Origin of the sequence: Kordia antarctica, assembly GCF_009901525.1 — a bacterium.
GTDB classification, from domain to species: domain Bacteria; phylum Bacteroidota; class Bacteroidia; order Flavobacteriales; family Flavobacteriaceae; genus Kordia; species Kordia antarctica.
The window spans coordinates 1,265,696-1,292,652 of sequence record NZ_CP019288.1 but is presented as its reverse complement, the minus strand read 5'-3'; the positions used below and the strand labels follow the sequence as shown (position 1 = coordinate 1,292,652).

Sequence of the window (26,957 nt, the reverse complement as noted above, 5' to 3'; positions counted from 1 at the left end):
AATTTAATTATTTATAAAGTTTTGTAATTCTATAATTTTATTTGGTGTATTAAATACACCGCCGTAATAAGATGTAATTGTTGAGGAAGAATCGTCTTTAACTCCTCGTGACGATACACACAAGTGTTTCGCATCAATAATTACTGCTACGTTTTCAGTTTGTAATATTTCGCATAAATCAGTAGCAATCTGATTGGTAAGGCGTTCCTGAACTTGAGGTCGCTTTGCGTAATATTGAACAATCCTGTTAAGTTTCGATAATCCAATTACTTTGCCCGAAGATACATAAGCTACATGAGCTTTTCCCATGAACGGAACAAAATGATGTTCACAATTTGAGTAAAATTGGATGTTTTTTTCAATAAGCATTTGATTGTATTGATATTTATTATCAAACAATGCAATTTTTGGTTTGTTTTGCGGATTTAACCCTGAGAAAATTTCTTCTATGTACATTTTAGCAACTCGTTTTGGAGTTCCTTTTAATGAGTCGTCAGTTAAGTCTAATCCTAACGTTTCCATAATTTCCGAAAAGTAATGTGCAATTTTTTGCTGTTTATCTTCATCGGATATTTTGAAAGCATCTGAACGCATTGGAGTTTCCATACCTGTAAGCAGGTGTTCGTCTCCAATCTCTTCATGAGCAAAGCCATTTAAAGAAGTAGCTTCATCATTTGAGTGATTTAAAACGTCAGCAGTTTTCATATATTTAAGAATGTTTAATTATTTTTAGATAAAGTTAAACAAAATAAAGATGAAAAGAAAAATTCCTTGCTCATTTTATTGATACAAGTATAAAGAAAAATTATGGGAGTTTTAGCGCTTCGAGATTTTATTATTACTTATACTTCTCTGACGTGAACATTTAAAGCGTCCTTCAGTAAAATCACGCTTCTTTTCATGCTTAGTTTTGCGACCAGAAACACGTTTTCTCCAAAGGTTGAAACTTGATCTTTTTAGGTGGTTTCGCATCAAATGAATGACTTCTTGTTCTTTCAATCCAAATTGAAACTTTATCGCATCAAAAGTGGTACGATCTTCCCACGCCATTTCTATAATTCGGTCTATCTGTATTGGGTTTAAATTGTGATTCATACGCCGTAATAATCTGTTGTGTTTAATACTGTATTTTTTTGCGCAATCATTTTTTCGATAAACGCTTTGTTCTCTTTGAAGAGTTTATTTTTATTGAATTGAATAAAATTTCCATTTGCATGAATACTGAAATAAGCAGACGTATAGATGTGCAATCTGTAATACGGAACAATCCAAGAAAAGCTATTCAGTTTTTTGTGAATGTGGATTAAAATTCCTTTTGGCCGCAGTTCAATACTTCCATAATTAAGATCGTCAACCGTATTCAAATATGATTTCATTTTTGGACTTACATTGCTGATTATCATTCGTTTTGAACCAATTCCTTTTAGTTTGATGCGTTGCAAAATTGTAAATTGTTCACCCAAATGTGTATCAATCAATCTTGAAGCTTCTTTGTCGGTATACGTGGTATTTACAATCATTACACACGTTGTTTTCTAGTAGTTAACGTATGCTTCCGTAAGATTCTGAAATTTTCTTCAATCACGGTATTTTCATCTTTCATGTGCCATAAAATATCACTTGCACGTTTTCTACTTTCTTGAAGATCTACAATTGGTTTTGGATAATTTTCTCCAAGAATAAAACCTGTCATTTGTTGTTCCATTTGTGTCATTCGTGAAGGTTCATGTACAAAAGCGATATCTAAATCTGCCAATTCAGGAACCCATTTTTTAATAAAATCACCTTCAGGATCGTGCGCCAAACCGTTTTTTATCGGATTGTACATGCGCACCAAATTAATTCCTGTTTCTCCAGCTTGCATTTGAATTTGCGGAAAATGAATTCCTGGCTCAAAATCTAAAAAATATTGTGATAAAATAGCGGTTGCTTTTTGCCAAGGTTGCCACAAATTATGTGTAAAAAATGACACAACCATTGCGCGCATTCTAAAATTCAAATAACCTGTTTCTTTCAAACATCGCATGCATGCATCGACTAGCGGATAACCAGTTTGTCCATTTTTCCATGCTTCAATATACTGTTCAGAAACTTGTTTTTTCAGTTTGCGATATCCTTTATTTAGGCTCACAAACTCCATTTTATCTTCCATTTCAAATTTCTGAATAAAATGTGCTTGCCAACGCAAACGCGAACCAAACGATTCCATTTGTCTTTTATGAATATTTTGATCAATACAACGTACGGTTTCTTGCAAAACTTGTCGCATAGATAAATTCCCCCAAGCTAAATAAGGCGATAAACGACTGCAACTTTTCCGCGCAAGTAATGGTTTTGAAATATGAAACGTATAATTTCGTCCTCGATCTTTAAAAAACGTGTTCATATATTTTAGCGCAGTTGTCGTTCCACCTTTTTGAAAAGGACTTGTTGCATCAGTTTCTAATTCAGGTGCTCGGAAAAAATATACGAGTTTTTGTACTTCTTCTTTTGTAAATAATTGTCCTTCTTTCGGAAGAAATGTCAATAATGGTTGATTCATAAAATCTTCCCATTTTTCTATCCAATCTGAACGATCTTGCAAACCTCTAAACACGCCATTATTTATATTTTCAATCCAAGTAATCATATTATTCACCAAGAAGCGTTTCAACATTTTATCACGATCATACGTAACTCTGATTCCAGTTTCTTGATGTGAATATAAGTGCGTGACTTTATAAGTTTCTTGAATGATTTGCAATGCTCTATTTACATTCGATTTAACAATCAATAATTCACTATTGTAAGTTGCCAATTTGGTGTTCATGTCTACCAAAGATTCTTTGATAAAGTTCCAATGGCGTTCGCTATAATGCGGATCATTCAATAGAATATCTTCAAAAACATATAAAAATAAAGTTCTTCTGCCAGATTTTAGCGCAGCATGAATCGCTTCATTGTCATGAAGTCGTAAGTCACGCTTAAAAAGGACTACATTAATTTCTATTTTGTTTTGAATATTCATTCGTTATTTTGATTCTTTCTTTACTAATTTATTAATCATTCCATTGAAAATTATCCCGTGAAACGGTAAAACTGCATACCAATACATGCGTCCCCAAATTCCTTTCGGTCTAAAGGTTGCGCGTTGATGTAATTCACCTTTTTCAATTTTAAATTCTAACCAAGCTTCACCAGGCAAACGCATTTCTGCAAAAAGCAACAAGCGTTTTTCTTCTTTATTGGCATATAAAACGCGCCAAAAATCTAATGGATCGCCAGCGTTGAGTTTTGTTGGATGTGTTCGTCCGCGACGCAATCCAATTCCGCCAAAAACCTTGTCTAAGTACCCGCGAATTTTCCACAAAAACGTTGCATAATACCAACCAGTTTTGCCGCCGATTGCCCAAATTTTATCAAGCGTTGCTTCTTCATCAATGATTTTGCGTTTTTTTTCATCTGTAAAACAACCATATTCAGGAACTTTAATATGCTGAGATATTTTTTCGCGAAAGCGTCCACTAATTAATGCATCTTTCCAGCTAGAAATCACACCATTTTGCTCAATTTTATTAAACGCAAGTTTTACAGCTTCTTTATAAGAAATTGGTTGAATGTCTAGTATTTCATTGATGTTGCTTGGCTTTCCAATGACTTCAACTTTCATACTATCTACCAAATTCATCGCCAATTTATACGAAGTTGTCGTGATGAAATACAACCAATACGAAGATAATTTTGGTGTCATTACAGGAACAGAAATAATGGTTCTTTTCAGCTTTCGAACTGCTGCAAATTGCATCATCATTTCTTTGTATGTCATCACTTTTGGTCCAAAAATATCATACGCGTTGTTGTATACTTTTTCGTTTCCAATTGCTTTAGTTAAGTATTGCAATACATTACGAATTGCAATCGGTTGCGATTTTGTATTGATCCACTTTGGCGCAACCATAATTGGTAGTTTCTCTGTTAAATCTCTAATAATTTCAAAAGAAGCACTTCCACTTCCCACAATAATTCCGGCTCTAAATGTCGTAAGTGCATAAGTTTTTGAAGCTAATATATTTTCTACATTTTTACGAGATTGTAAATGTTTGGATAATTGTTCATCATTCACAATTCCACTCAAATAAAGAACCTGTTTTACGTTGGTTTTTTCTAAACGCGTTTTGAAATGTTCTGCACAATCGCTTTCCATTTGTTCAAACTTTGACGATGAGGACATAGAATGAATTAAATAATACGCAACATCAATATCCGTAGGAATTTTGTCTAAACTACTGAGATTTAAAAAATCGACTTCGATCAACTCAATGCGTTCATGACTTGAAATTTCTTCAGGAACGCGCTGTTTGTCTCTTACGCAGCAAACTAAAGAATGTCCCATTTCTAATAAAATTGGAATGAGTCGTTTTCCGATATATCCAGTAGCGCCTGTAAGTAGAATTCGCATAGTTTATAATTTTTTTGGACGTTGATACGGATAGCGAATATGTTGTTTTGGAACCGCGTAGCCATCAAGTCCGTTTATAGTAGCAGTTTCTGCTTTTGCAAGATTTATAAAACCGTCTTCTTCTAGTATTTCATCATTTACATGTAAATGTTCAATTTTTGCAATAATTAGAATAGTTCCATTTTCTTCAATTTTGTATTCGTTTACGTATTGCATTCCAATTTGCACGCGACAGCCTTTTACATACGGCGCAAAAAAATCATTTTTGTATTCTGTTTTTAAATCTGTTTGATCAAATTCTGAAATTTCTTTTGGATATTTCGCAGACGTATGATGCGCATCTTTTGTAATGCTTTGATGAATATGATTTATGGTAAAAACGCCTGTTTCTTTGATGTTTTCGTACGTATTTCTAGGAACAACATCTGGACGCGTGATGAAACCGAGCAATGGCGGATTTGATCCTAAATGCGTTACAGAACTAAAAACGGCAACGTTTGTTTCGCCTTTTTTAGATTTTGTTCCAATTAAATTGGCAGATTTGTAACCCGAACAACTATTTATTAAGTTGATGCGATACAGTTTTTCCATTGCATCAATATCATCGCGCGTGATTGTTGTCATTAAAAGTTTTATAATTATTAATTTTGATGTCTTTCGCTTTCAAATCGTGCAATAAATTATACAATCCAAAAAATGTTCTATTCATGTAAATAAAGTGTTTGGAACCTCTATTTCCGTTCATGCTGCGCAATTTTGTGTCTTTTGCGAAACGTTCTCCGATAGCTGCAATTCTACCAAAAAATTCTTCATCAGAAAAATCAAAAACTTCCACATTAAAAGGTGTAGTAAATAAACCTAGTAACTCGTGAAACATCTCTGTGAAAAATACGATTTCTTCTTTCGAATCATCTTCGCGAAGAATTTCTAGTTCGTATAATTTTTTCGTAAAAAGGTCAGGATTGTCCAGCGTATTTTTATTCGCCAATTCAAAATATGGTGTGTAAAAATCTTCTGGAATTGCTTTCATACAACCAAAATCGAGTGCAATTAATTTATCATCTTCAGAAACTAAGAAGTTTCCAGGATGCGGATCTGCATGAACTTTACGAAATATATGAATTTGAAACATATAGAAATCCCAAAGTGTTTGTCCTAATAAATTGGACTTTTCTTGATCGGTATTTTTTGCTGTAAATTCAGAAAGATGTTCGCCTGTCATCCAATCCATCGTTATGATTCGCTCCGACGAAAGCGAATCATAATACGTTGGAAATAAAATGTTTGGCAAATGTTTACACGCTTCAGAAACTGCTTTACTTTGCTCAATTTCGAGTAAGTAATTGGTTTCTTCAATGAGTTTTTCTTCAACTTCTCTGAAATATCTATCAGAGCCTTTTCCAGTAATGTTAAACATTCGCATGGCAATAGGTTTTACAAGTGCCAAATCTGAGGAGATGCTTTGGGCAACTCCCGGATATTGGATTTTCACAGCAAGTTTCTTCCCGTCTTTTTCGGCAACATGTACTTGACCTATGCTAGCGGCGTTCATTGAAGTGGAATTGAATTTGTCAAAAATCTCACTTGGTGATTTGCCAAAATATTTTTTGAATGTTTTGATAACTAAAGGTGGCGATAATGGCGGAACAGAAAATTGTGATAGTGAAAATTTTTCCACATATGCACGTGGTAAAATGTTCTTTTCCATGCTTAGCATTTGTGCAACTTTTAATGCACTTCCTTTTAAGCTTTTTAAACCGTCATAAATATCTTCAGCATTGGACTCATTGAGTCGTTCTTTTGCTTTTTCTTCAGAATTGATGAGTTTGTCACCATAATATTTTAAATAGTTGACGCCAACTTTTGCGCCAGTCGTTACTAATTTAGTAGCGCGCTGAATTTTGGTAATTGGAATTTTGTCAATTGTTTTCATTACTATCGAATATCTAGTTTTTCTTTAAATAAAAATTTCCCAAAATCTACAATGCTTTTGAGCGGCGTGTAATCTATAAGGTCGAAGCTTGCATTTACAGATTTTTCAATGTATTGATCTGTTTTTTCAAAGCTTGGAGATGTGTCTTCTAACCAAAATTTCATCGTAAATAGAAATTGCATCCAAGCTGATCCTTCAATCGCTTTGTTTTGAATGCGTTCTAGCTTTTCTTGATTGAGATCGAGCGTTTTTATATCTAAACTCTTCACAAAAGCTGTAAATACATGTTTGAGTTCTTTCAATAGTTTTAACGACTGTAATGGTTTTTTATCGGCTGTCAAGCTGTGAACTACATAACTTCTATTGGCAGTTAGTTGCTCAAAGAAGGTAAAGTAGAAACTTAGTAGCTTGTTGCGCGCATCGAATGTTTCAAATTCTTCACTTTTTGCTAATAATTCAATTGTATTTGTACCAAAAGTTGTAAAAATATTTTCTTCTAATACTTTAAATGAACTAAAGAACGTGTAGAATTTAGCTTCGTCAAAATTGTTATCTTTCGCGAAAGCGTATACATTTTTAGGTTGTTCTCCGTGTTCCAATACATAGTCCATGTAAGCGGAGATGATGAAGTGTGCTGTTATATTTTTTTTCTTTGCCATAGTGTACATTTTAAAACGGAGTAAAAATACAAAATGTTTAACCTTTTTTGGTTATAATTAAACAAAAAGTTTTCTTAAAGTTTTAAATGTTCTTTTTTGGTGAGAAAAAAAGGATCTAAATTTCGTTGAAAATTGAAGCTATTTAAAGACTAACATTCAGATTCACAGCAGTTATCATCTTTTACCAGTTTGCAACTAATTACTGCGACAATAGCACCTAAGATTGGCGCTAAAATGTACAACCACAAATCGGTAAAGTTTCCAGAGACTAATGCTGGACCAAATGATCGCGCAGGATTCATAGACGCTTTTGTTATTGGACCTGCAAACATAGCTTCCAACAATACAATTCCGCCAATAGCCATTCCAGCCATTGTGCCAGTTTCTTTGCTTCCTGTGGAAACATTTATAATGACAACCATTAAGAAAAATGTTAATAGAAATTCAAGAATAAACGCTTTCCAAGCAACAATTGTCGGAATGGTTGCGCCAAGTGTTTCGCTTTCGGGCCAAAACATATAAACGAGTAAACTTGCACAAATTGCACCTAAACATTGCGCTAAAATGTATTTTGGAACTTCCTTTAGGGGAAATTTTTTAGCGTATGTAAATGCGATTGTTACCGCAGGATTAAAGTGCGCACCAGATATTTCAGCGAAAGCGTAAATCATTCCCATGACAATTAATCCCCAAGTAATTGCTACGCCAGGATGCGTTATCACACCAGTAATATCGTTTACAACCATTGCAGCGGTTCCGCAAAATACCATAGCAAATGTTCCTAGAAATTCCGCAATATAGTTTTTCATGCTGTTATTCTTTAGCTGAGTTCAAAAGTACTATTTCTTATTTTAAGGATTTGTTAACATTTACACGTAAGGTTTCTGCGTAAATTCGTCAAAATAAAAAACCTTAAAACAATAAATAAGATGAAAAAATTACTTTTAACATGTTTCTTAGCTGCGGGAATCAGTGTTCAAGCACAAATAGAGACTCCACAACCTAGTCCAAGTGCCAAGGTAGAACAAACTGTTGGATTAACAAATGTTACACTTGAGTACTCAAGACCAGCAATGAGAGGAAGAAAAATATTTGGAGGTTTAGTTCCTTACGGACAATTATGGAGAACTGGAGCAAACGCAAATACAAAAATTACTTTTAGTGACGATGTTACTATTGGAGAAACTTCTGTAAAAGCAGGAACATATGCTATTTTTACAAAACCAACTGCACAAACGTGGGAAGTTATTATTTATAGCGATGCTTCAAATTCGGGAACTCCACAAGAATGGGATGATACGAAAGTAGCAGCAAAAGTTGTTGCGCCTGTAAATATGATGCCTTATAAAACAGAATCATTTACAATTGCAATTGATAATCTTTCTAGTGGTGGAGCAGATTTAACTTTTAGCTGGGACAAAACGTATGTAGTTGTTCCGTTTGCAGTTCCAACAGGTAGAAAAACATTAGCAAGTATTGATAAAGTGATGGCTGGCCCACAGGCTGGAGATTATTTTTCTGCTGCTAAGTATTTCTTAGATGAAGGAAAAGATATGGATAAAGCTAAAATGTGGATTGACAAGGCTGTTGACATGACAAAAGATAGTCCAAGATTTTGGTATTTAAGACTACAATCTTTAGTGTACGCTAAGATGGGCAATAAAGTAGAAGCTGTTAAGATTGCAAAAGAATCAATGGCATTAGCTGAAAAAGCTGGAAACAAAGATTACGTAAAAATGAATAAGGATTCGATTAAAGAATGGTCGATGTAATTCTTCACTTTTAAATTTATAAAAAAAGCCTTTCCGTGTTGGAGAGGCTTTTTTTGTACTTTATAGTTTTTCATGGAATATCAACGATTTTTAGGTATAGTTTTTAAAAAATAAACTAATTTCAATTTATATTTAAAAAACCTATCATAATGAAAATATTTTTCCGCAGTTTATTTTTATTAGCAATTACCGTATTTGTGTTAAATTCTTGTACTAATGAACAAGTTGATACAAACATACAGCCAACCTCCACAACTATTACAGATGAAACAACACAAGTTATTTTGGATTGGAATAAGCTATGGTGCGAATTAGATCGATACGCTTTAGGCATGCGCCCAAATGCTTCTTCGAGGGCGTTGGCGTACATTCACTTAGCGGCGTATGAAGTTTGTGTAGCTGATATGGTTGGTTATAACTCTAACAAAGAGAGATATGCTGAACTTGATATAGATTTTACACAACGTGAAACAAATGTGAATCCAGCTATTGCTTTAAATGCTTGTTATGCAACAGCAATGGATCATTTTATGTACAACGTACGACCAGATATTGATAGTAAAATAGGCATATTACGTCAAGAAAAAGATGCTGAACTTGCGCAAGGAATAAGCAATGATGTTGTGTTGAATTCACAAGATTGGGGAAATTATATTGCAGCACGAATTATAGCATATAGTCAAACAGATACGGAAGCGGAAACACAAATTTTGAGTCCGCAACCAACTTCGTATGAACCAGCAGTTGGTATCGGATATTGGACATATAGTGACGATGCAGAAAGAGCATTATTTCCGTATTGGAGTTCTGTACGTACGTTTGTGATTTCTTCCGCAGAAACTTCAACAGTTATACCATCTTTAACGTATAATGAAGATGCTTCAAGCGATTTTTATACAGCAATGAATGAAGTTTACGTATCTAGTGAAACGGCTAGAACAACTGATAATGACGATTTATGGGTTGCTGAATTTTGGTCAAATGATGTAGAAGGTTTGATGATGAGTCCGCCAGGAAGACAGCTTTCTATTGCAAATCAACTCATAAAACAATACGATGTAGATCATGAAAGTGCGTTGGTTTTATTGTTAAAATTAGGCTTTTCGCTGAATGATGCGGCGGTTTCTACTTGGGCAGATAAGTATGAATATATGGTTATGCGACCGAGTGTTTACATTGAAGAGTTTATTGATCCAAACTTCCAAACAAACTTATATCCGTATATTTCTTGGCCAAATCCATCTTTTCCAAGTTATCCATCCGGACATTCTACATTTGCATCTGCGGCGGCAGGAATATTTATTCATCATTTTGGAAATAATATTGACTTTATTGATCGTTCTCACGAAGGCAGAACTGAATTTAGAGGTGCGCCAAGAGCATTTACTACATTTACAGACTTGGCAAGCGAAAACGGTTTTTCGCGAGTTCCATTAGGCGTTCATTTACGAATGGATTGCACGGAAGGTTTGCGCTTGGGTTATGAAATTTCAGATGCGGTTAATAACTTTGATTTGTCACTTTAAACATAAAAAATTAAAAGAACTTAAAAAGCCTTTCCTATCTGGAAAGGCTTTTATTATTTTTGCCAACAGCCAACAGCCAACAGCCAACAGCCAACAGCCAACAGCCAACAGCCAACAGCCAACAATCTATTGACTACAATTTCCATCAATAATATCTTGAACGCTTGGGTTATACCCGTTATTGTCAATTATTGTAAGTATTGAACCAGTATTACCATTACCATTTACATATAAGTTTTGCAGCGCACAGAAGTCTACTAAATTTGGATTTGGCCCGTTAATAAACGTATTAGGAGAGTCATCCTGAGTTTTGCCAATAGCAATCGAAGCAATTCCTCCAGTACCAGGTGTAAGTATAGTTTGCAAATTTTCTAATCCATTTAGGTTGAGTAGCGCGTCATTATTTATAATATATAAATACACGATTTCCGTAATTTGCTCTAGTCCAGTAAGTGTTGTAAGTGCATCATTATCAAATATATATAAATGATTCAAGCTTGATACATTTGAAAGTTCATTTAAAGAGCTTAACGCATTGTTATTTCTTATGATTAAACTTAATATTGTAGTTATGTTTTGAATACCTTGTAACGAAGTTAGTCCATCATTTGCAATGATATTCAAATTATTTATACTTGTTAAAAATTCTAACCCAGCTAAAGAAGTTATAGTAGGATTACCAGAAATAATTAATTGGCTACCTTCAATTACTATTGAAGTATTGAAACCTGTAAGCGATGTTAATGCATCATTCCTAATTACCGTAACAATTTCTCCAACGTAGGTTATATTGTTTAAGTCTTGTATGCTTTGTAAATTTTCATTACCCGTAATTCTGAGACTTCCTTCAACAGTAGTGACAGTCGCTAAAGGTGATAAATCTGTAATATCTGTTAATGTATATGTCTGATTAGAATAAATTGCACCTTGACCAATATTCAAATCTCCAGCAATAGTAGTGAAACTTAATGCTCCAAAATTAGCTACATCAGCTTGTGTAAGCAATGTAACATCGCCATTGTAAATACCTCCAGAATCTTGACAAGTACTGAGTGTTCCTATATTATAATTTGAACTGTTGAGCGGAACATTATCTAAAATTGCCCATTGACTTGTATCAAAATCAAATAATTGAATTGTTGTAGATAGTAATTCGCAATGTTGCAGTCCAATATTAATTACTCCATTTGTGATTGAAAATGTATTGTATTCATCTACATAAATATAACCGTTTGTAATAGGATTTCCGTCACAATTATTTGCAAAACCAGTAATGTTAGTAGTTAATAAATTTAAGGATTCATTAAATGAAATATTGGTTGAAGTATCTGTTGCATAACCACCGAGCGTTTGAGTATCTATTAGTTGTCCAAAACAGTCGCCTGCAAGCTGATAAATAGAAATGCTTACTTCTTCATTTATTGGAATGAATATACAATCTAATTCATCTGAATATACAGTACCTGAATATAGATATTGATCATTGATAAGCCGCTTGAAAATTATAAAATATGGTGTGCTTTGAGAAGTATTACTTGGCATTAGGTTATAACAAAGTTCTATAGTATCAAAAGGAATATCAGAATTCCACCAGGTAAAGTGTGAAACTTCTGCGGTATACATATCACCAATTTTAACTGCTTGTCCTTCTTCTTTCCAATAGCCTTGTGTTTCATCAAAATACCACAATGGAATAAAATCTGGAGCAATTCCTGATTGACTGTAATGTACAGGAAATTCTATCGTAGCTCTATTAAATTCATTAATATTTAATCGTTCTCCAGAAGGAGAAAATAAGTTTACAGAAAGCATTCCGTACGTTTCTAAATTTCGAGCATCGTTACTCTCGGTTTGCGCCAATAAACCACCTGGCATTTGTGTAAATGTATTAACGGAATTTGGCTCTATATAATTTAAAACTACATCAACTTGTCCATTATATTCACTTCCATCTTGCCGTACAAATCCGCCACTAAAATTTACTTTTGCGCCGTTATCTAAAGATACTATTGAAAAATTGCCAGAAGTAATTGTTTCAGTAACATCTTTTTTAAACAAAATAATATCAATTCTGTTTTTACCAGTTTCTTTCGGAATGACAACTCGTGAGCCGTTAATGTAGCCTTCTTTTTGAGCTTTTACATATGCGAAATTTTCAAAGACATCTGCATTATTTAGAATAAACATTCCATTTCGGTCGGTAATTGCTACGGAATTTCCAATGGTAATTTGTGCGTTGATAAGTTTATTTCCATCAATATCTTTGATTAATCCTATAAAATCTCCAGTAGTTGGAGCTCCGAAGTTTTCTGCTCTAAATTCTTCATCTTTTAAGATGTCGGCTTCTGTTTGTTGATTTGGAATTGTTCGAGTGTCAAAATCATCATCGTTACAGTTTTGTAAAAGTAACCCAGAAGAAAAGATGATGATAAGTTGTAGTATTTTTTTCATTGGTTGGTTTTATTATAAATATTAATATTTCGCTTAGGTTCGGTTAATAAAGGCTTTACTTTTGATCTCAGAAAGCTTCTTTGTTTTTTAATTTTAGCTTAAAAGCTTATTGACTACAATTTCCGTCAATAATATTTTGTATTGTAGGATTGTAGCCATTATTTGCAATAAATATTTCTACATTAGAATTGTTGCCATTACCATTTATAAATAGATTTTGTAATGCACAAAAATCTGTTAAGCTTGAATTTGGAGCTGACGCAGGTGGAACATTAGCTCCATTAAATTTTAATCCTATATACACTTGGGGTGAAGCTGTGTTAGGATCTAGATATACAAGGTTTTCTAGTCCATTAAGATTCATTAACGCGTTATTATCTGCTATTCTTACAATATCTAACGCTGTGATTTGTTCTAGCCCAACTAAGCTTGTCAGTGCATTGTTGCCTTCTATATGCAATTGATCTAAAGATGTTAGGTTCTGCATAACCGCAATAGAAGTTAATAGATCATTATAATCAATTTCTAAATTCCTCAAACTAGTAATACTTTCTAAACCTTCAATTGATGTTAAAGAATTATTTGCAGCAATTGTTATTCCATTTCCAATAGTAACTAAATTACTGAGACCAACAATGGATGTTAATGTTTCATTAACACTTATAGCTAAATTGCCAACACTTGTTAAGCTTGCCAAACCATCTAAAGAAGTTAATGCATTATTATTTGAAATATAAAAAAATCCATCTATGGTTGTTATATTATTTAAGCCATCTAAACTTTGTAAATTTTCATTATAAAATATATCAAAGCTTCCGTAAATATTTTCTAAGGTGTGTAAAGATGTCAAATCTACAATATCGGTAGTTTCGGGAAAATTTACACCTATTACAACATTACCATCGATAGCTGAGAAGCCTAACTGCCCAAAGTTATCCACATCTTCTTGACTCGACAAAGTAAGATTGCCATTGTAAATACCACCAGTATCTTCGCAAGTAGTAATTGTACCTAAATTAAAATCTACTTCATTCAGTGGAATATTGTGAGCAAGTAACCATTGACTAGTATCAAAATCAAATATTTGAAGCGTTATGATTTGATTATCACAATGCTGAACACCAATATTTATAGTTCCATCTGTAATACTAAATGTATTTGCTTCATCAATAAAAACATAACCATTTGTGATGGGATTTCCAGCACAATTATTAGCTATTCCAGTAATTGTTGTTGTTGAAACTTGATTTGTAGTAGAAAACGAAATATCTATAGTTGTATCTGTAGTATATCCACCAAAAGTTTGCTCGTGCATTAATTGCCCATAACATGTCCCAGCAAGTCCATAAATAGTCACTGTTACGTCTTCATTTTGAGGAATTAATCCACATTCTAACCCATCGTTAGCTGTTACAATTCCAGAAAAGATTAATTGATCATTTGTGTTTCTTTTGATTAATGTATAATAAGGAGTTTGCTGAGTAATATTGTTTGTTTCTGATAAAGAAAAGCAAAATTCAACAGCGCTAAAAGGAATATCACAATTCCACCACGTAAAATGTGTTACTTCAGCAACATATGAGTTGCCATTTTTCACAGCTTGTCCGTCTTCTTTCCAGTATCCGACTTCTTCATCAAAATACCATAAGTTGATAGTTTCAGGAGCTATACTTGTTTGAGTATTGTGTATTGGAAATGTAATTGTTGCAGGACTATTTTCATCTATATTTAAAGATTCGCCAGAAGGTGAAAATAAATTCACAGACAACATTGCGTAGGTTTCTAGGTTTCTCGCTTCGTTTGCTTCATTTTGAGCTAACAAACTACCAGGCATTTCGGTATATGTAGTTATTGAGTTTGGAGCAACATAATGTAAAACTACTTCTACTTGACCATTATAAGGACTTCCATCTGTATTTATAAAATTACCGCTAAAATCTACTTTTCCATTATTTTGCAAAGATACTTGTGAAGCTTGTCCAGAACTTACGGTTGCTGTAATTTCTTTTTTTAATAAAACGATGTTTATCTTGTTTACACCATTCATTTTCGGAATTACAACTCTAGATCCGTCAATATATCCATCTTTTTGAGCTTTGATATACGCGAAATTTTCAAAAACGTCTACATCATTCAAAATAAAAATACCGTTACGATCTGTAATTGTAACGGTATTTCCAATCGTAATTCGTACGTTGATAAGTATATTTCCATCAATATTTTTTACGATACCGATAAAGTTTCCAGTAGTTGCATTTCCGAAATTTTCAGATTTGAATTGTTCATCTCTTAATACTTCAGCTTCTGTTTCTGGATTTGTAATGTTTCCGGTATTGAAATCATCATCAGTACAATTTTGTAAAAATAAGATACACGCAAATGCAAATAGTAGTTTGGTTAGTTTTTTCATAATGATGGTTTATACACTTCAGATGCAAGCATTTGCAAAAGGTTGCGTGTGTAATTCAAACTATTTTAAACTTAGCATAAAATTCTACGCTACTTTTTTCTGTGTTGATTGTATAATAAACGCCAAAATCATGACCACAACACAGCCTATCAAGTTTAACCATAAAAATGGTACAATATCAATATACCAAATGTAAATTATAAAAATTTGCGTCATTAATGCAGCTCTAAATACAGCATTTCCTTTTACATATTTGAAGAAGAATGCCAACAAGAAAATTCCCAATACATTTCCATAGAATATAGAACCAATAATATTTACCAATTGGATTAAATTTTCCGCCAAACTGGCAAAACAGGCAATAATAATGGCAACAATTCCCCAACCTAATGTGAATAATTTTGTCATTTTCACATAATGTTCGTCATCTTTTGCTTCGTCAGCATTTGGCAATGTTTTTCTATTTCGTTTGTACAAATCAATAGACGTAATTGTTGCCAATGCGTTAATTTCAGAAGCTGTAGAAGACATCGCGGCTGATAGAATTACTGCTAATAATAATCCAATCAAACCATTTGGTAAGTATTTCAAAATGAACGAAATAAACATATAATCACGATCATTTGTTTCGCTGTCTTTAGCAGCTTCTTTATACCAAGTTTTTAGTTCGGCTTTTTTCTCTTTATATGCTTCACTTTCAGGATTTGCGTCAAGCGCGATTAATTCCTGCGATAATTTATCATATTGCTTCCCATAATCACCGTCAATCGCACGTTTGATCAAATATTTTGATTCCGCACGATACGTTTTTTCAATACTATCTAATCGTAATAAATTCTTCTTATCAACATCATTAAATGATTTTGCCAATTTCAAACTCACCGTTTTTTTCTGATCAAATAACGTAGTTTGCTTGCCTTGTAATGTTTTGTATTCATCACTATATTCAGAAGCCAATACTTTTTCTGTGGAAGAATCAATAAAGTTCAATGGCGCAGGTTCAAATTGATAAAATACAAACACCATAATTCCAACTAATAAAATGAAAAACTGCATCGGAACTTTCAACAATCCATTAAACATCATTCCCCAACGCATTTCCTTTACAGATTTCCCCGAAAGATAGCGTTGTACCTGACTTTGATCGGTTCCGAAGTAGGCGAGTGCCAAGAAACTTCCACCGATTAATCCTGTCCAAATTGTATATCTATTTTCTAAATCGAACGAAAAATCAAGAATATTCATTTTTCCGCTCGCACCAGCAATATCAAGTGCTTTGATAAAACCAATATCTTCTGGAATTAAGTTTAAGGTAATAAAAAACGCAGCAAACATTCCCGCAAAAATGACAAACATTTGTTGCTTCTGCGTAACGCTAACCGCTTTTGTTCCACCGGAAACGGTGTAAATAATTACCATCACACCGATAATAATATTTAGCATGACCAAATCCCAACCTAACACAACTGATAAAATAATTGCAGGTGCAAAAATGGTAATTCCTGCCGCTAATCCACGTTGAATTAAGAACAGAATTGCGGTTAAACTTCTAGTTTTCAAATCAAACCGATTCTCTAAAAATTCATAAGCTGTATATACTTTGAGTTTGTGATACAATGGAATAAAAACCATACAAATGACAACCATTGCAATCGGAACTCCAAAATAGAATTGTACAAATCCCATTCCGTCGCTAAATGCCTGTCCTGTGGTTGATAAGAACGTAATAGCACTTGCTTGCGTTGCCATAACAGACAAACCAATGGTCCACCATTTGGACGAACTTCCGCCTCTAATGTAATCTTCTGAGTTTTTACTTCCGCGCGTTTTCCAAGTTCCGTAACCAACAATTGCGGCTAAAGTTCCGATTAATACAATCCAGTCTAATAATTCCATGAGGTCGCGTAGTTATGAGAAAATATTCATGAGTATGTAAAATAAAATGATGTACGCCAAATTGGCTACCAATATAATGGTGTACATCTTTTTCCAGACAAATTTTTCAGTATTCATGCGTTAGTTTTTTAGTTGCGGTTGTGTTATGATTTGTGTTTTGCCAACAGAAATCATATTGGTAAAAAGTTTGTATGCACCTGGAACGCCTGCTGGCAATTCGCGGAAGAAACTCAATCCTGTGTAGATGTAATTTCCTTTTCCGTATTTGGCAACGAGTAAACTTCCTGTTTTTGGGGTTTCTCCTTTATCGTTCATGGAAAGTATTGGCGTAAATTCTGGTGCCCAATCGTTCGGAAAATACAATCCACGTTCTTGAACCCAACCTTCAAAATCTGTTGCTTCTATTTTATTGGGAAAGTTTACAATGGAATGATCTTTTGCAATAATTTCTACCGCAGCAAATTCGTCCGTAACGCGATCACGTGATAATTGCAGTTTGTACGGCGCAAGCATATCGTTTTCAACTTTCAATCGCCGATTTGTGTTGTACTGAACAATTACGTTTCCGCCATTTTTCACATATTCTAAAATATATTTTTGTTTGAATTTTAATTCATCAACTGTATTGTAGGCTCTAATTCCTATCACAACAGCATCAAATTTTTCAAGCGTAATAGCATCAATTGTGGAAGGATCAATTATAGTAACATCATATCCAATTTGTTGTAAACTCTCAGGAATTGCGTCTCCAGCACCTTGAATATAGCCAATATATTGTCCGCTTTTTTGAATGTTCAATCGAACAACTTTCGTTTCAGAAGGCAATAAAACCGATTGTTTCGGAATATGATCGTAGTCAATTTCGTTTAATTCTTGCGTATACTTTTTATCGCCAATAAATACTTCTGGCGTTAAAACACCTTCACTTTGCGTTGCTGGCGGAATTACCGTAAACATTAACGTTACTTCATCGCCTTTTTGCGTTATTACTACTTTTTGTTTTGCAGGATATACTTTCCAACTATACGGATGTTTTATAGAAACATAACCGTCAATATTGGCTGTTCCTGCTTTTACAGTTACAGGAATTTCTTTGGCATCTTTTGTTGAAAAAATCAGTACTTTGTCTTTAAAATTGGCAGTTACTGCTGGCAAAATTTCAAAAGGCTGATACAATTCGCCTTTGTCTGGTTTTGAATGTCTGTAAACTACAGGTTTTGTAATTGTAATTGATTTTCCATCAATTTCCAGATTAAATTTAATTTTGGCAGGTCTTGGTGTTTCTGGCAATCCACGCAAGTGTTGATCGGCAACTTTATACATTCCCAAAGTTCCTTTTTCAAACAACCAATACGGCGCAGAATAATCGTCGGTTGCTAAATTTACCACTAATTCAAAATTTTCTTTTGTATTTGGTTGAAGTGAAAGTGCTTTTGAAGTTGTTTTTTTATCACTTGTAGAAGTTACAGACGTTAGTTTGATGTTTGCGTTACTTCTGTTTAACGCTTCAATATTCACAGTAACGTTTGCTCTTGGTGTTCCACTAGATTCTGCAGCAGAAGCTTCTAAGTATAATCCGGCGCAAGCCTGAATAATCAATTCAATTTCGGTTAACTTAATTGCTTTCCAATGTGCATCTTCTAACTTTTGAATCATTCCGTAGGCTTCCATCAATTTTGGTAAGTGCTCAGCAGGATTTACAAAATTGAAGTTTTTTTCAATCGAAGTTAAGATAGTTCCAATGGTTTTTCCGCCTTTTAGGCGATTCCAAGAAGTATCAATTCCTGAAAAAATATTGCTTTTATCTTCTGGAAAGTCTCCTTTTAAAAATTCTACATATTCTTCTTGCGAACCACGTGTTGTCAATCGACCGAAACCTTGACATAAATGTTGACTGCTCGCCATAGAAGCCAATTCGTTGTTAGATAGTCCTTTTAGCGGATAATAAACTCCAATATCGAAATTGAGCATTTTACTTTTATCGGCTTTTTCAAAATTTTCACGACTTCCATAAAACCACCAAGAAGTGTTAAAAAATAAGCGTGTTGGTTGCCAAGTTTCATAATCGGAAAGTTGTGAAGCATACGCAGTTTTGTCGCCTGCTAAATCAAACGCTTCCATACTCAACATGGCAGAAGCTGTATGATGTCCGTGTGTTCTTCCTGGCGTTCTGTGATCAAAACGATTGATAATTACATCGGGTTTAAATTTTCTGATTGCCCAAACAACATCACTTAAGACTTCATCTTTGTTCCAAATATCCAACGTTTCATCCGGATGTTTTGAATATCCAAAATCGTTGGCGCGTGTAAATAGTTGTTGTCCGCCATCAATGCCACGAGCGGCTAATAATTCTTGTGTTCTGATAACTCCTAATTGTTCTCTAATTTCTGGACCGATTAAGTTTTGTCCGCCATCGCCTCGTGTTAATGATAAATACGCAGTTCGTGCTTTTACATTATTTGATAAATAGGAGATGAGTCGTGTATTTTCATCATCAGGATGCGCTGCAATGTAAAGTGCAGAACCTAAAAAGTTGAGTTTTTGTAGTTTTTCATAAATTTGATTGGAGGAAAGTTTACTAGGTTTTTGTGCCGTACTTGTTGATGTAAACGCACAAATAACTAGTATAAACAGGATGTATTTTCTCATTAGGAAATATTTGGTTCAGTAAAACCAAAAATAGGGAAGTTCAACTAGAGAAATTGAGTTTTTAACGTTCTTTAACGTTCGTTTATTATTCAGCGCAAAGCAAAGAGAAATTAATGGACTTTGATTCTATAATTTGAAGTGAAAATTTTCCATAAAAAAAGTGAACCGAAGTTCACTTTTAGTTTTTAAAATTCAGCAATACTTTTACATTAACAAACTGGACAAATTGAGTTACAAGAACGCGTAACACAAACTGCTGGATTTAACGAATGTCGTATAGGAGTTGGAAGCGGATTTGCAGGACAATACTGTGATTGATCTGTTGTTGGTGCGCCACCAATTACTGCTTCTGTTCCTAGTTTTGAAATGCTAGTTTTTCCTAATGATAAGTGTTTAATACTTCTTTTTTTCATGATATAATTATTTAGAGTTTCACAAGTTCAAAGAACGTTACTTGGATAAAAATTAGCGACAGGAAAAACACGGATTTTACTTAGGATAAGCACCAAAAATTTTAGGGACAAAAAAAGCAAACCGAAGTTTGCTTTTTAATCATATGATATAGCTTTGCTTTAGCAACCACCACCATTTGGTATTGATGCTTAGCAATCTTCCCAAGCACAAGTACCACCCGAACCACAATTAGCTTGTGTTTGGCAGTTATTCGTATTGTTTCCGCCACCGCCACCTTCATAAGGGCAATAGCAATCGCTCATAAAATTAGGATCATTAGACGGACAATCTTGCCAATAACAAGAACCGTTTTCAGATTGATATCCACCTTTTACACCAGTGACTTCCAAGTTTGAAATTGATTTTTTATTCAAGCTTAAGCTTTTAAATTTTCTTTTTTTCATGATTTTTGAATTAAATGATTAATAACAAGCCCAACATTGTCCGTTTTGCCATTGAATTCCCCAACCAAAACAACGTTCTGATGACCAACCAATTGGTATTCCGCCAGTTCCTCCACAAATTCTTGCGCCACCATTAATTGCTTTTTGCAGGTTTTTGTCTAATTCCTTAACGCCTTCTAAGTTTGAAATGTTTTTTAACATGATTATATTTTTTCAGTTTAAATAATTAGTAACATGCATAACATTGTCCGTTATGCCATTGAATTCCATAACCATGACAACGTTCTTGTGACCAGTTGATTGGAGCTCCTCCAGTTCCGCCACAAATGATTTGTTTGCGTCCGCCGTTTACAGTTTTCTGCGCATTTTTGTTAAGTGTTTTAACGCCTTCTAAGTTTGAAATGTTTTTTAACATGATTATATTTTTTTAGTTAATAAGTTAAAAATAAGGAGAATAACTAATTTGTCGTTACGGGAATACCCTACTTATTGTTTCTGGTATCATCTTAATTTATATTCTCAATAATTTACGTAGTTTTGAAAAGACAGTTCTAATCCACATATAATTATCTATAAATTCATGAATACACTCAAAAATATCACTTTCGCCCTGATTATTTGTTTACTATTTAGTTGCTCAACCTCAGAAAAAGAAATGAAAACTACGCAAAATTATGCAATCGATACACATTCGTATGCAAAGCCAAACGAAGCCGCTGCCAAACATTTGGTATTAGATATTGATGTTGATTTTGACAAAAAAATCATCACAGGAACGGCAACGTATACAATAGAAAGTACGAATGCTTCCGAAATTGTGTTTGACGCCAAAAATTTAACTATTCAGAAAACTACGGTTGATGGAAAAGAAGTGAAGTTTACGCTTGGCGCGAATGATTCCGTGTTGGGACAATCGTTGACAATTCCTATTGAAGAAAACTCAAAAGAAGTTGCCATTACGTATGAAACCACAGAAAAGACTGAAGCATTACAGTTTCTAAATCCGCAGCAAACTGCCGATAAAGAACATCCGTTTTTATTAACGCAAGGACAAGCAATTTTGACAAGAACTTGGATTCCAATTCAAGATAGTCCGCAAATTCGGTTGACGTATTCTGCAAATGTGAGAGTGCCAAAAGAGCTACTCGCAATTATGAGTGCGGAAAATCCAAAAGGAAAAAATGAAACTGGACAATATACTTTTGAAATGAAACAACCAATTTCTCCATATTTGATTGCGTTAGCAGTTGGCGATTTGGTGTATAAAGAAATCAGTCCACGAACTGGCGTGTATGCTGAAAAATCTATGATTGATAAAGTTCATTACGAATTTGCAGACATGGAAAAAATGGTAAAAGCTGCTGAAAATTTATACGGAACGTACGCTTGGGATCAATTTGATGTGGTGGTTTTGCCACCGAGTTTTCCGTTTGGCGGCATGGAAAATCCACGATTAACCTTTGCAACGCCAACAGTAATTGCTGGCGATCGAAGTTTAACAAGTTTAATAGCGCATGAATTGGCGCATTCTTGGTCAGGAAATTTAGTGACAAATGCTACATGGGACGATTTCTGGTTGAACGAAGGTTTTACAGTATATTTTGAAATGCGCATCATGGAAGCGTTGTACGGAAAGGAATATGCAAACATGCTCGCTTCTATTGGAAGACAAGATTTAGCAGAAGAAATTGAAGGTTTTAAAGATCAGCCGGAAGCGACACATTTAAAGTTAGATTTGAAAGGAAAAAATCCTGATGATGGAATGAATAGTATTGCGTACGACAAAGGATATTTATTTTTAAGAACACTAGAAGAAAAGGTTGGGCGCGACAACATGGACGCTTTCTTAAAGGAATATTTCAAGAAACATGCGTTTTCTACGATGACAACAGAAAAATTTATTACCTATTTGAATGAAGAATTGTTATTGAAAAATAATGTTGATTTTAATGTAGATGCTTGGGTTTACGAATCAGGAATTCCTGAAAATGCTGCAAAAATTACTTCTGATAAGTTTCAAAAAGTAGAAGAAGCAATTGAATCTTGGGAAAATGGAACGTTGAGCGAAGTTGATTTGTGTAAAAAAGATTGGAACATTCAACAGAAAATACATTTCATCAGAAACATTCCTGCGGGAATTTCTTTAGAAAAATTTACTGCGTTAGATACTGCGTGTAATTTTTCAAACGCAACCAATTCATACATTGCAATGGTTTGGTTTGAACAAGCTATCAATCATGATTATCATGAAAACAATGTAGATTCGCAAATAGAAAATTTCTTGCTAACTGTTGGTCGCCGTTGGTATGTTTCCACACTTTACAAGGCATTCAAGCGAAATGATAAATTAGAAGAAGCAAAACGCATTTATAAAAATGCACGTCCAAATTACCATTCGGTAACTGTGAATACGATTGATGAAATGTTGGGAAGTAATTATAAAGATTAAAATATTGAATAATTGAAAGATTAAAGGATTGGCATATCTATTTTTTTTTATAAAGGTGCAAACTGCGTCATTCTGAACTTGATTCAGAATCACACATGGCTGATAATCAATAGTATGATAATGAGGCTCTGAATCAAGTTTAGGGTGACGAATGGTTGTATGGCACTTAACGGATTGAAGTATTGAAGAATTCAAAAAGCTACGTAAATTAAATTCCGCTTTTTCAGCGAGATTAGTTCATCTAATAGACTTTTCAAAATTGAGTTTTAGTAAAAAAAGAAAGGATAAAATAAGGGCATATTTTATCCTTCTTTCAAAATGAGATATATCTAAGCCAAGTAGGTTAAGCATGAAATATAGCTTAAAATTGACTTACATACATTTAGTTAATAATTTATCAGATTATTATACTTCAATATCGGTATTTATTCAATATGAAACTTACGGTTTTACCGTACAAGTGCTATTCTATTGCTGTCGGTTAGTAAGCTTTGTTGTAAGATTTACAAACCCAACTCCTTGCGTAATAGGCTATCCTTGGCTTTGTTTTTAGACCAGTACGGACTTTTTAACTGTTTGATTCTCGTAGCTTTAGTTGTTAAATTTTTTGCAGAATTTCCGTAGCCATCTTTGTAAGTATCTGTCCAACTCATAATATCGTACGGAAAGCTAGTATTGAAGTTTATAGTAAGTTTTCTGTTCAGTTTTGGATAGTCTAATGTATATTTAAAAGTTGTTTCAGATTTTGTAATGGACGCAATTGCTTCGTATGCTTTTAATGGAATATGTTTCATGCGTAAAAATTCGAATGCTGGAATAATTTGTTGTGTTCCAATTGGTAATTGTGCTGGATCGATTCTGAGTTTCGTCCACAATTCATCTTCTAAGATTACTTTTTCAGTAGAAAATTTTTGATCAGATTCACTTTCAAAATACGAATACGATTGCACTTCAAATTGATCTTTATTATTTAATTGTGTAAAAACATGTCCGCACCATTCTTGCATAGAAGCAGTTACTTTAATCGCATGTTTATTATTTGATACAGGATAAAATGTACTTGTCATTGTGCTATACGGATAAATTCCTGTGTAGAATTTTTTAGTAGCATTCAACTTTAAAACAGGAATATTAGTTGCGCGTTGCTCATCTGCTTTCACTTGTTTTGTTGGATTAAAATCTTCTGTAACGTAAATCAACACAGATTTTCCTTTATGAATTTCGCGATAGCGCGCTTGTTCCAGTTCAAAAGAGGTAATTTCTGCAGATCCAGCATACCAATATTTGTTGAAAGCTTCTGAAGTTGGTTGTGCTGGTTTTGAAATTGCTGTTACAGAATTATTTTTAGTAGAATTGGCAGTTTCATTTTTAACATTGGAACAGGCAATAATAGTTCCTACTATTGTAATTCCTGCCAAAATAAGATGTCGTGAGATCGATTTCATCGTTTTTTTATAAAGATATTCAAAAACGGCGATACAGCAATATGCTTTAACAATATCAAATAATTTTAAAGTTTATCTGGTATAATGTGTTAAAAAAGTTTTAGTGTATTCGTTTTAATTCTTCTCACCACAATAAAAGCAATCACCATCACTAAAAGTGAAAATATGGCAATGATAAATGGAACACATGGTTTTTGTAATGCAATTAGTTCAGAATTATTAGGTGGTACAAAATTTGCCGAATTGATTGACTTTTCAGAACGATCATTAGTAGCTGTTGGTAAATGATTTCTTTTTGTACTGCGAAAAGCAATTGTATTTAAAGCTTCTCTTTTGTAGAAATCATGGTTAATTCTATGCATGGCTATATCTGAAGCATTCCATAAAGTTACATCAATGTTTTTATAAGAAGCTTCATTGCTGTATAATTGATCAGTAGTTTTTAGACCAAATAGAACAGTTTCTTGCGCATGCAAAAATTGCTGCGAAGAAAAAAGACATGAAATAATAATACAGAGTATAAATTTTTTCACTTGGTTGTTTTTTAGGGAATCTTATCTAATTTACATAAAGTTATGTTAAAAAAATAAATTATTCTGTGAGATTCTACTAAAAGTGTATGAATTGCACAAAAAAGGATATGAATGGTACATGTATTGTATGTGTTTGATTCATAACCTTCCACATAGATAACAACTCGAAACCTAAAAATCCGACATGCAAATTTTTAAAAAAGAAATTTTTTATTGATTTTTAGGCTAATGGAATAATAATCGACGAGAAGAATAAAACTAAAACGCACTAAAAATCAATTCGTGAATTTGTGATAAAAAAGGATTTCACATACGTTTTGTCAATCTGAAAGTGATTCAGCTTCGCAAGAGTAATTTTTTAATCATTGAATTTTCAATCTTTTAATATTTTAACTAAAACAACGTTTCAATTTCAGAAAATACTTTGTAGACCAAATGCGTAGGCAAACCAACAACATTTGAATACGAACCTTCAATACGCGCAATTTTTGTATTACCAATCCATTCTTGAATTCCGTATGCGCCAGCTTTATCAAACGGTTTAAAATTGTCTACGTAATAGTTGATTTCTTCCGTAGAAATATTTTCAAAATAGACTTTTGTAATTTCATGTAATACTTTCTGTGAAGTTGCAGTTGTAAAACAAACGGACGTAATTACTTCATGACTTTTTCCGCTCATAGCGGCAATCATGTCAAACGCTTCTTGTGCGTCATGCGGTTTTGCTAACGAAACGCCTTCATTCCAAACAACTGTGTCAGAAGTCACTAAAACTTCATTAGCTTTCAATTCATTTGTAAAAACAGACGCTTTCAAAACGGCTAGATAATCTGAAATTTCATGATGTTGCAACTGTTCAGGATACACTTCGTCTACAGATTTCAATCGGATTTCAAATTTCAATCCTAAATCTTTAAAAAATTGTTGCCTTCTAGGTGAACCAGAAGCTAAAATAATATGATACGTTGAAGAAAGTTTGTCTAACATAATTTAAGGTACTAAAACAGAGGATTTAAAAATTGGATCAAAATAGTAAAATATTACAACCGAGAGAATTCCAAACAACATAATTAGTTTTAACAATAAAGAAAGCATTCGATATTCACGTTTGGTTTCGGCTTGCCATATTTTCATGATAAAATATAAAAGCGGTAAAAGTAGTGTAATTAGTGCGTAAATTGTGGTGACGATTTTACCTTCCATATACCTACTAATTATATAAAGGATAAAAATTATTAGCAATCCTGCCAAAACTGCTATGATTTTATTCACACGATTTCTTCCTAAAATAATCGGTAGCGTTTTCATATTTGCGTTATAATCGCCGTTTACATCTTCGCTATCTTTTACAAGTTCACGAATCAAGTTGATACAAAAAGCAAAAAGTGAATATGCAATTAGGACACCTATGATGAATCCATTTGCAAAGAAATTATCTTTTGTAAAATTGGTAAGATCAAATAATCCTAAAATTAAAATACTTGAAGCCACTAAAAGTGATACAATACTATTTCCTAGGATTGCAATTTTTTTAAAGTAGAAAGAATAGAAATATAAAAGAATCGAAATTCCAATGAAAATAAACGAATTCAAAGGTTTTTCAATCATAAAAGAAACGTAACCACCAACTAAAACTCCCAGTGTAGTACTTCCCAAATAAAGCCCAAAAGCATTTTTCTTAGCTATAAAAGAATCAATAAACACTCGATTTGGTTTGTTGATTCGATCTGTTTCAATATCATATATATCATTGATAATATTTCCGCCTGCGGCAATACAAACAGTTGCCAAAACTAAACAGAAAAATGTGAATGCATTTGTTGCAATGTCATAACCATAAGCAGTAATCAAAAAATACTTAAACAAATACTGCGTCAACGCAATCATGACCAAGTTTGGGAACCGAATGAGTTGTAAAAACTTTATCATGAAATTA

The 26,957-nt window shown here is 33.5% G+C and carries 24 protein-coding genes; 3 read left to right on the top strand and 21 right to left on the bottom strand.

Going from position 1 to position 26,957, the window contains the following annotated elements; all coding sequences use genetic code 11:
* Window positions 1-3 precede the first annotated feature (3 nt).
* From folE to IMCC3317_RS05115, 9 genes are all read right to left on the bottom strand, one after another.
* Window positions 4-705, bottom strand: coding sequence for a GTP cyclohydrolase I FolE (gene folE, locus IMCC3317_RS05155; RefSeq protein WP_160128442.1), 702 nt, complete (start codon window positions 703-705; stop codon window positions 4-6).
* A gap of 111 nt (window positions 706-816) precedes the next feature.
* Window positions 817-1,095, bottom strand: coding sequence for a TIGR03643 family protein (locus tag IMCC3317_RS05150; RefSeq protein WP_160128441.1), 279 nt, complete (start codon window positions 1,093-1,095; stop codon window positions 817-819).
* The gene (locus IMCC3317_RS05145) at window positions 1,092-1,520 is read right to left on the bottom strand and encodes a hypothetical protein (protein ID WP_160128440.1); all 429 of its coding nucleotides are present in this window, start codon (window positions 1,518-1,520) and stop codon (window positions 1,092-1,094) included. The genes IMCC3317_RS05150 and IMCC3317_RS05145 overlap by 4 nt, the downstream gene beginning before the upstream one ends.
* Entirely contained in the window at window positions 1,520-3,007 is a 1,488-nt protein-coding gene (locus IMCC3317_RS05140) for a cryptochrome/deoxyribodipyrimidine photo-lyase family protein (protein ID WP_160128439.1), read from the bottom strand. Before IMCC3317_RS05140 ends, IMCC3317_RS05145 begins: the two co-directional genes overlap by 1 nt.
* Before the next feature lie 3 nt (window positions 3,008-3,010).
* Window positions 3,011-4,438 (bottom strand): SDR family oxidoreductase, encoded by a 1,428-nt coding sequence (locus tag IMCC3317_RS05135; protein ID WP_160128438.1) that lies wholly within the window; start codon window positions 4,436-4,438, stop codon window positions 3,011-3,013.
* Window positions 4,439-4,441: 3 nt separating this feature from the next.
* The gene (locus IMCC3317_RS05130; RefSeq protein ID WP_160128437.1) at window positions 4,442-5,062 is read right to left on the bottom strand and encodes a flavin reductase family protein; all 621 of its coding nucleotides are present in this window, start codon (window positions 5,060-5,062) and stop codon (window positions 4,442-4,444) included.
* Window positions 5,040-6,371 carry an ABC1 kinase family protein gene (locus tag IMCC3317_RS05125; RefSeq protein ID WP_160128436.1) on the bottom strand — a complete coding sequence of 444 codons (1,332 nt, stop codon included), beginning with the start codon at window positions 6,369-6,371 and terminating at the stop codon, window positions 5,040-5,042. The genes IMCC3317_RS05130 and IMCC3317_RS05125 overlap by 23 nt, the downstream gene beginning before the upstream one ends.
* Window positions 6,372-6,373: 2 nt before the next feature.
* Window positions 6,374-7,030, bottom strand: a complete 657-nt coding sequence (locus IMCC3317_RS05120; RefSeq protein ID WP_160128435.1) for a TetR family transcriptional regulator C-terminal domain-containing protein — start codon at window positions 7,028-7,030, stop codon at window positions 6,374-6,376.
* Between the two features lie 149 nt (window positions 7,031-7,179).
* Window positions 7,180-7,839, bottom strand: a complete 660-nt coding sequence (locus IMCC3317_RS05115) for an MIP/aquaporin family protein (RefSeq protein WP_160128434.1) — start codon at window positions 7,837-7,839, stop codon at window positions 7,180-7,182.
* Window positions 7,840-7,959: 120 nt separating this feature from the next.
* Between IMCC3317_RS05115 and IMCC3317_RS05110 the strand changes: the two genes are divergently transcribed.
* Both IMCC3317_RS05110 and IMCC3317_RS05105 read left to right on the top strand, forming a co-directional pair.
* Window positions 7,960-8,802: a DUF2911 domain-containing protein gene (locus IMCC3317_RS05110; RefSeq protein WP_160128433.1), complete on the top strand. Its 843-nt coding sequence runs from the start codon at window positions 7,960-7,962 to the stop codon at window positions 8,800-8,802.
* Between the two features lie 149 nt (window positions 8,803-8,951).
* Window positions 8,952-10,328 (top strand): vanadium-dependent haloperoxidase, encoded by a 1,377-nt coding sequence (locus tag IMCC3317_RS05105; protein ID WP_160128432.1) that lies wholly within the window; start codon window positions 8,952-8,954, stop codon window positions 10,326-10,328.
* A 126-nt stretch (window positions 10,329-10,454) separates the two neighbouring features.
* Here the strand turns inward: IMCC3317_RS05105 and IMCC3317_RS05100 are convergent, their stop codons facing one another.
* From IMCC3317_RS05100 to IMCC3317_RS05065, 8 genes are all read right to left on the bottom strand, one after another.
* Window positions 10,455-12,779, bottom strand: coding sequence for a hypothetical protein (locus IMCC3317_RS05100; RefSeq protein WP_160128431.1), 2,325 nt, complete (start codon window positions 12,777-12,779; stop codon window positions 10,455-10,457).
* 106 nt (window positions 12,780-12,885) lie between these two features.
* A complete protein-coding gene (locus tag IMCC3317_RS05095; protein ID WP_160128430.1) occupies window positions 12,886-15,189 on the bottom strand; it encodes a leucine-rich repeat domain-containing protein in 2,304 nt (767 codons plus the stop codon).
* Between the two features lie 84 nt (window positions 15,190-15,273).
* The gene (locus IMCC3317_RS05090; RefSeq protein WP_160128429.1) at window positions 15,274-17,085 is read right to left on the bottom strand and encodes a sodium:solute symporter; all 1,812 of its coding nucleotides are present in this window, start codon (window positions 17,083-17,085) and stop codon (window positions 15,274-15,276) included.
* Window positions 17,086-17,205: 120 nt separating this feature from the next.
* Window positions 17,206-19,737, bottom strand: a complete 2,532-nt coding sequence (locus IMCC3317_RS05085; protein ID WP_160128428.1) for a PIG-L family deacetylase — start codon at window positions 19,735-19,737, stop codon at window positions 17,206-17,208.
* Between the two features lie 209 nt (window positions 19,738-19,946).
* Window positions 19,947-20,150 (bottom strand): hypothetical protein, encoded by a 204-nt coding sequence (locus IMCC3317_RS05080; protein WP_160128427.1) that lies wholly within the window; start codon window positions 20,148-20,150, stop codon window positions 19,947-19,949.
* A gap of 189 nt (window positions 20,151-20,339) precedes the next feature.
* Complete coding sequence (locus IMCC3317_RS05075) at window positions 20,340-20,594, bottom strand: hypothetical protein (protein ID WP_160128426.1); 255 nt, start codon at window positions 20,592-20,594, stop codon at window positions 20,340-20,342.
* 18 nt (window positions 20,595-20,612) lie between these two features.
* On the bottom strand, window positions 20,613-20,795 hold the full coding sequence (locus tag IMCC3317_RS05070) for a hypothetical protein (protein WP_160128425.1): 183 nt from the start codon (window positions 20,793-20,795) through the stop codon (window positions 20,613-20,615).
* Between the two features lie 25 nt (window positions 20,796-20,820).
* Window positions 20,821-21,009 carry a hypothetical protein gene (locus IMCC3317_RS05065; RefSeq protein WP_160128424.1) on the bottom strand — a complete coding sequence of 63 codons (189 nt, stop codon included), beginning with the start codon at window positions 21,007-21,009 and terminating at the stop codon, window positions 20,821-20,823.
* A 240-nt stretch (window positions 21,010-21,249) separates the two neighbouring features.
* Here IMCC3317_RS05065 and IMCC3317_RS05060 point away from each other — a divergent pair, with 240 nt between their 5' ends.
* A complete protein-coding gene (locus IMCC3317_RS05060; RefSeq protein WP_228054958.1) occupies window positions 21,250-23,043 on the top strand; it encodes a hydrolase/aminopeptidase in 1,794 nt (597 codons plus the stop codon).
* A gap of 503 nt (window positions 23,044-23,546) precedes the next feature.
* Here the strand turns inward: IMCC3317_RS05060 and IMCC3317_RS05055 are convergent.
* The 4 genes from IMCC3317_RS05055 to IMCC3317_RS05040 all read right to left on the bottom strand — a co-directional run bounded on the left by IMCC3317_RS05055 (window position 23,547) and on the right by IMCC3317_RS05040 (window position 26,950).
* Window positions 23,547-24,488 carry a septum formation inhibitor Maf gene (locus tag IMCC3317_RS05055; protein WP_160128422.1) on the bottom strand — a complete coding sequence of 314 codons (942 nt, stop codon included), beginning with the start codon at window positions 24,486-24,488 and terminating at the stop codon, window positions 23,547-23,549.
* 89 nt (window positions 24,489-24,577) lie between these two features.
* Complete coding sequence (locus tag IMCC3317_RS05050) at window positions 24,578-25,021, bottom strand: hypothetical protein (RefSeq protein WP_160128421.1); 444 nt, start codon at window positions 25,019-25,021, stop codon at window positions 24,578-24,580.
* Window positions 25,022-25,414: 393 nt separating this feature from the next.
* The gene (locus tag IMCC3317_RS05045) at window positions 25,415-26,008 is read right to left on the bottom strand and encodes a Maf family nucleotide pyrophosphatase (RefSeq protein WP_160128420.1); all 594 of its coding nucleotides are present in this window, start codon (window positions 26,006-26,008) and stop codon (window positions 25,415-25,417) included.
* A 3-nt stretch (window positions 26,009-26,011) separates the two neighbouring features.
* Window positions 26,012-26,950 (bottom strand): geranylgeranylglycerol-phosphate geranylgeranyltransferase, encoded by a 939-nt coding sequence (locus tag IMCC3317_RS05040; protein ID WP_160128419.1) that lies wholly within the window; start codon window positions 26,948-26,950, stop codon window positions 26,012-26,014.
* Window positions 26,951-26,957: the final 7 nt, after the last annotated feature.

Bases quoted from the DNA above. Each gene is read 5' to 3' on its own strand.
- folE (WP_160128442.1), bottom strand. From the start codon at position 705: ATGAAAACTGCTGACGTTTTAAATCACTCAAATGATGAAGCTACTTCT.
- IMCC3317_RS05150 (WP_160128441.1), bottom strand. From the start codon at position 1,095: ATGAATCACAATTTAAACCCAATACAGATAGACCGAATTATAGAAATG.
- IMCC3317_RS05145 (WP_160128440.1), bottom strand. From the start codon at position 1,520: ATGATTGTAAATACCACGTATACCGACAAAGAAGCTTCAAGATTGATT.
- IMCC3317_RS05140 (WP_160128439.1), bottom strand. From the start codon at position 3,007: ATGAATATTCAAAACAAAATAGAAATTAATGTAGTCCTTTTTAAGCGT.
- IMCC3317_RS05135 (WP_160128438.1), bottom strand. From the start codon at position 4,438: ATGCGAATTCTACTTACAGGCGCTACTGGATATATCGGAAAACGACTC.
- IMCC3317_RS05130 (WP_160128437.1), bottom strand. From the start codon at position 5,062: ATGACAACAATCACGCGCGATGATATTGATGCAATGGAAAAACTGTAT.
- IMCC3317_RS05125 (WP_160128436.1), bottom strand. From the start codon at position 6,371: ATGAAAACAATTGACAAAATTCCAATTACCAAAATTCAGCGCGCTACT.
- IMCC3317_RS05120 (WP_160128435.1), bottom strand. From the start codon at position 7,030: ATGGCAAAGAAAAAAAATATAACAGCACACTTCATCATCTCCGCTTAC.
- IMCC3317_RS05115 (WP_160128434.1), bottom strand. From the start codon at position 7,839: ATGAAAAACTATATTGCGGAATTTCTAGGAACATTTGCTATGGTATTT.
- IMCC3317_RS05110 (WP_160128433.1), top strand. From the start codon at position 7,960: ATGAAAAAATTACTTTTAACATGTTTCTTAGCTGCGGGAATCAGTGTT.
- IMCC3317_RS05105 (WP_160128432.1), top strand. From the start codon at position 8,952: ATGAAAATATTTTTCCGCAGTTTATTTTTATTAGCAATTACCGTATTT.
- IMCC3317_RS05100 (WP_160128431.1), bottom strand. From the start codon at position 12,779: ATGAAAAAAATACTACAACTTATCATCATCTTTTCTTCTGGGTTACTT.
- IMCC3317_RS05095 (WP_160128430.1), bottom strand. From the start codon at position 15,189: ATGAAAAAACTAACCAAACTACTATTTGCATTTGCGTGTATCTTATTT.
- IMCC3317_RS05090 (WP_160128429.1), bottom strand. From the start codon at position 17,085: ATGGAATTATTAGACTGGATTGTATTAATCGGAACTTTAGCCGCAATT.
- IMCC3317_RS05085 (WP_160128428.1), bottom strand. From the start codon at position 19,737: ATGAGAAAATACATCCTGTTTATACTAGTTATTTGTGCGTTTACATCA.
- IMCC3317_RS05080 (WP_160128427.1), bottom strand. From the start codon at position 20,150: ATGAAAAAAAGAAGTATTAAACACTTATCATTAGGAAAAACTAGCATT.
- IMCC3317_RS05075 (WP_160128426.1), bottom strand. From the start codon at position 20,594: ATGAAAAAAAGAAAATTTAAAAGCTTAAGCTTGAATAAAAAATCAATT.
- IMCC3317_RS05070 (WP_160128425.1), bottom strand. From the start codon at position 20,795: ATGTTAAAAAACATTTCAAACTTAGAAGGCGTTAAGGAATTAGACAAA.
- IMCC3317_RS05065 (WP_160128424.1), bottom strand. From the start codon at position 21,009: ATGTTAAAAAACATTTCAAACTTAGAAGGCGTTAAAACACTTAACAAA.
- IMCC3317_RS05060 (WP_228054958.1), top strand. From the start codon at position 21,250: ATGAAAACTACGCAAAATTATGCAATCGATACACATTCGTATGCAAAG.
- IMCC3317_RS05055 (WP_160128422.1), bottom strand. From the start codon at position 24,488: ATGAAATCGATCTCACGACATCTTATTTTGGCAGGAATTACAATAGTA.
- IMCC3317_RS05045 (WP_160128420.1), bottom strand. From the start codon at position 26,008: ATGTTAGACAAACTTTCTTCAACGTATCATATTATTTTAGCTTCTGGT.
- IMCC3317_RS05040 (WP_160128419.1), bottom strand. From the start codon at position 26,950: ATGATAAAGTTTTTACAACTCATTCGGTTCCCAAACTTGGTCATGATT.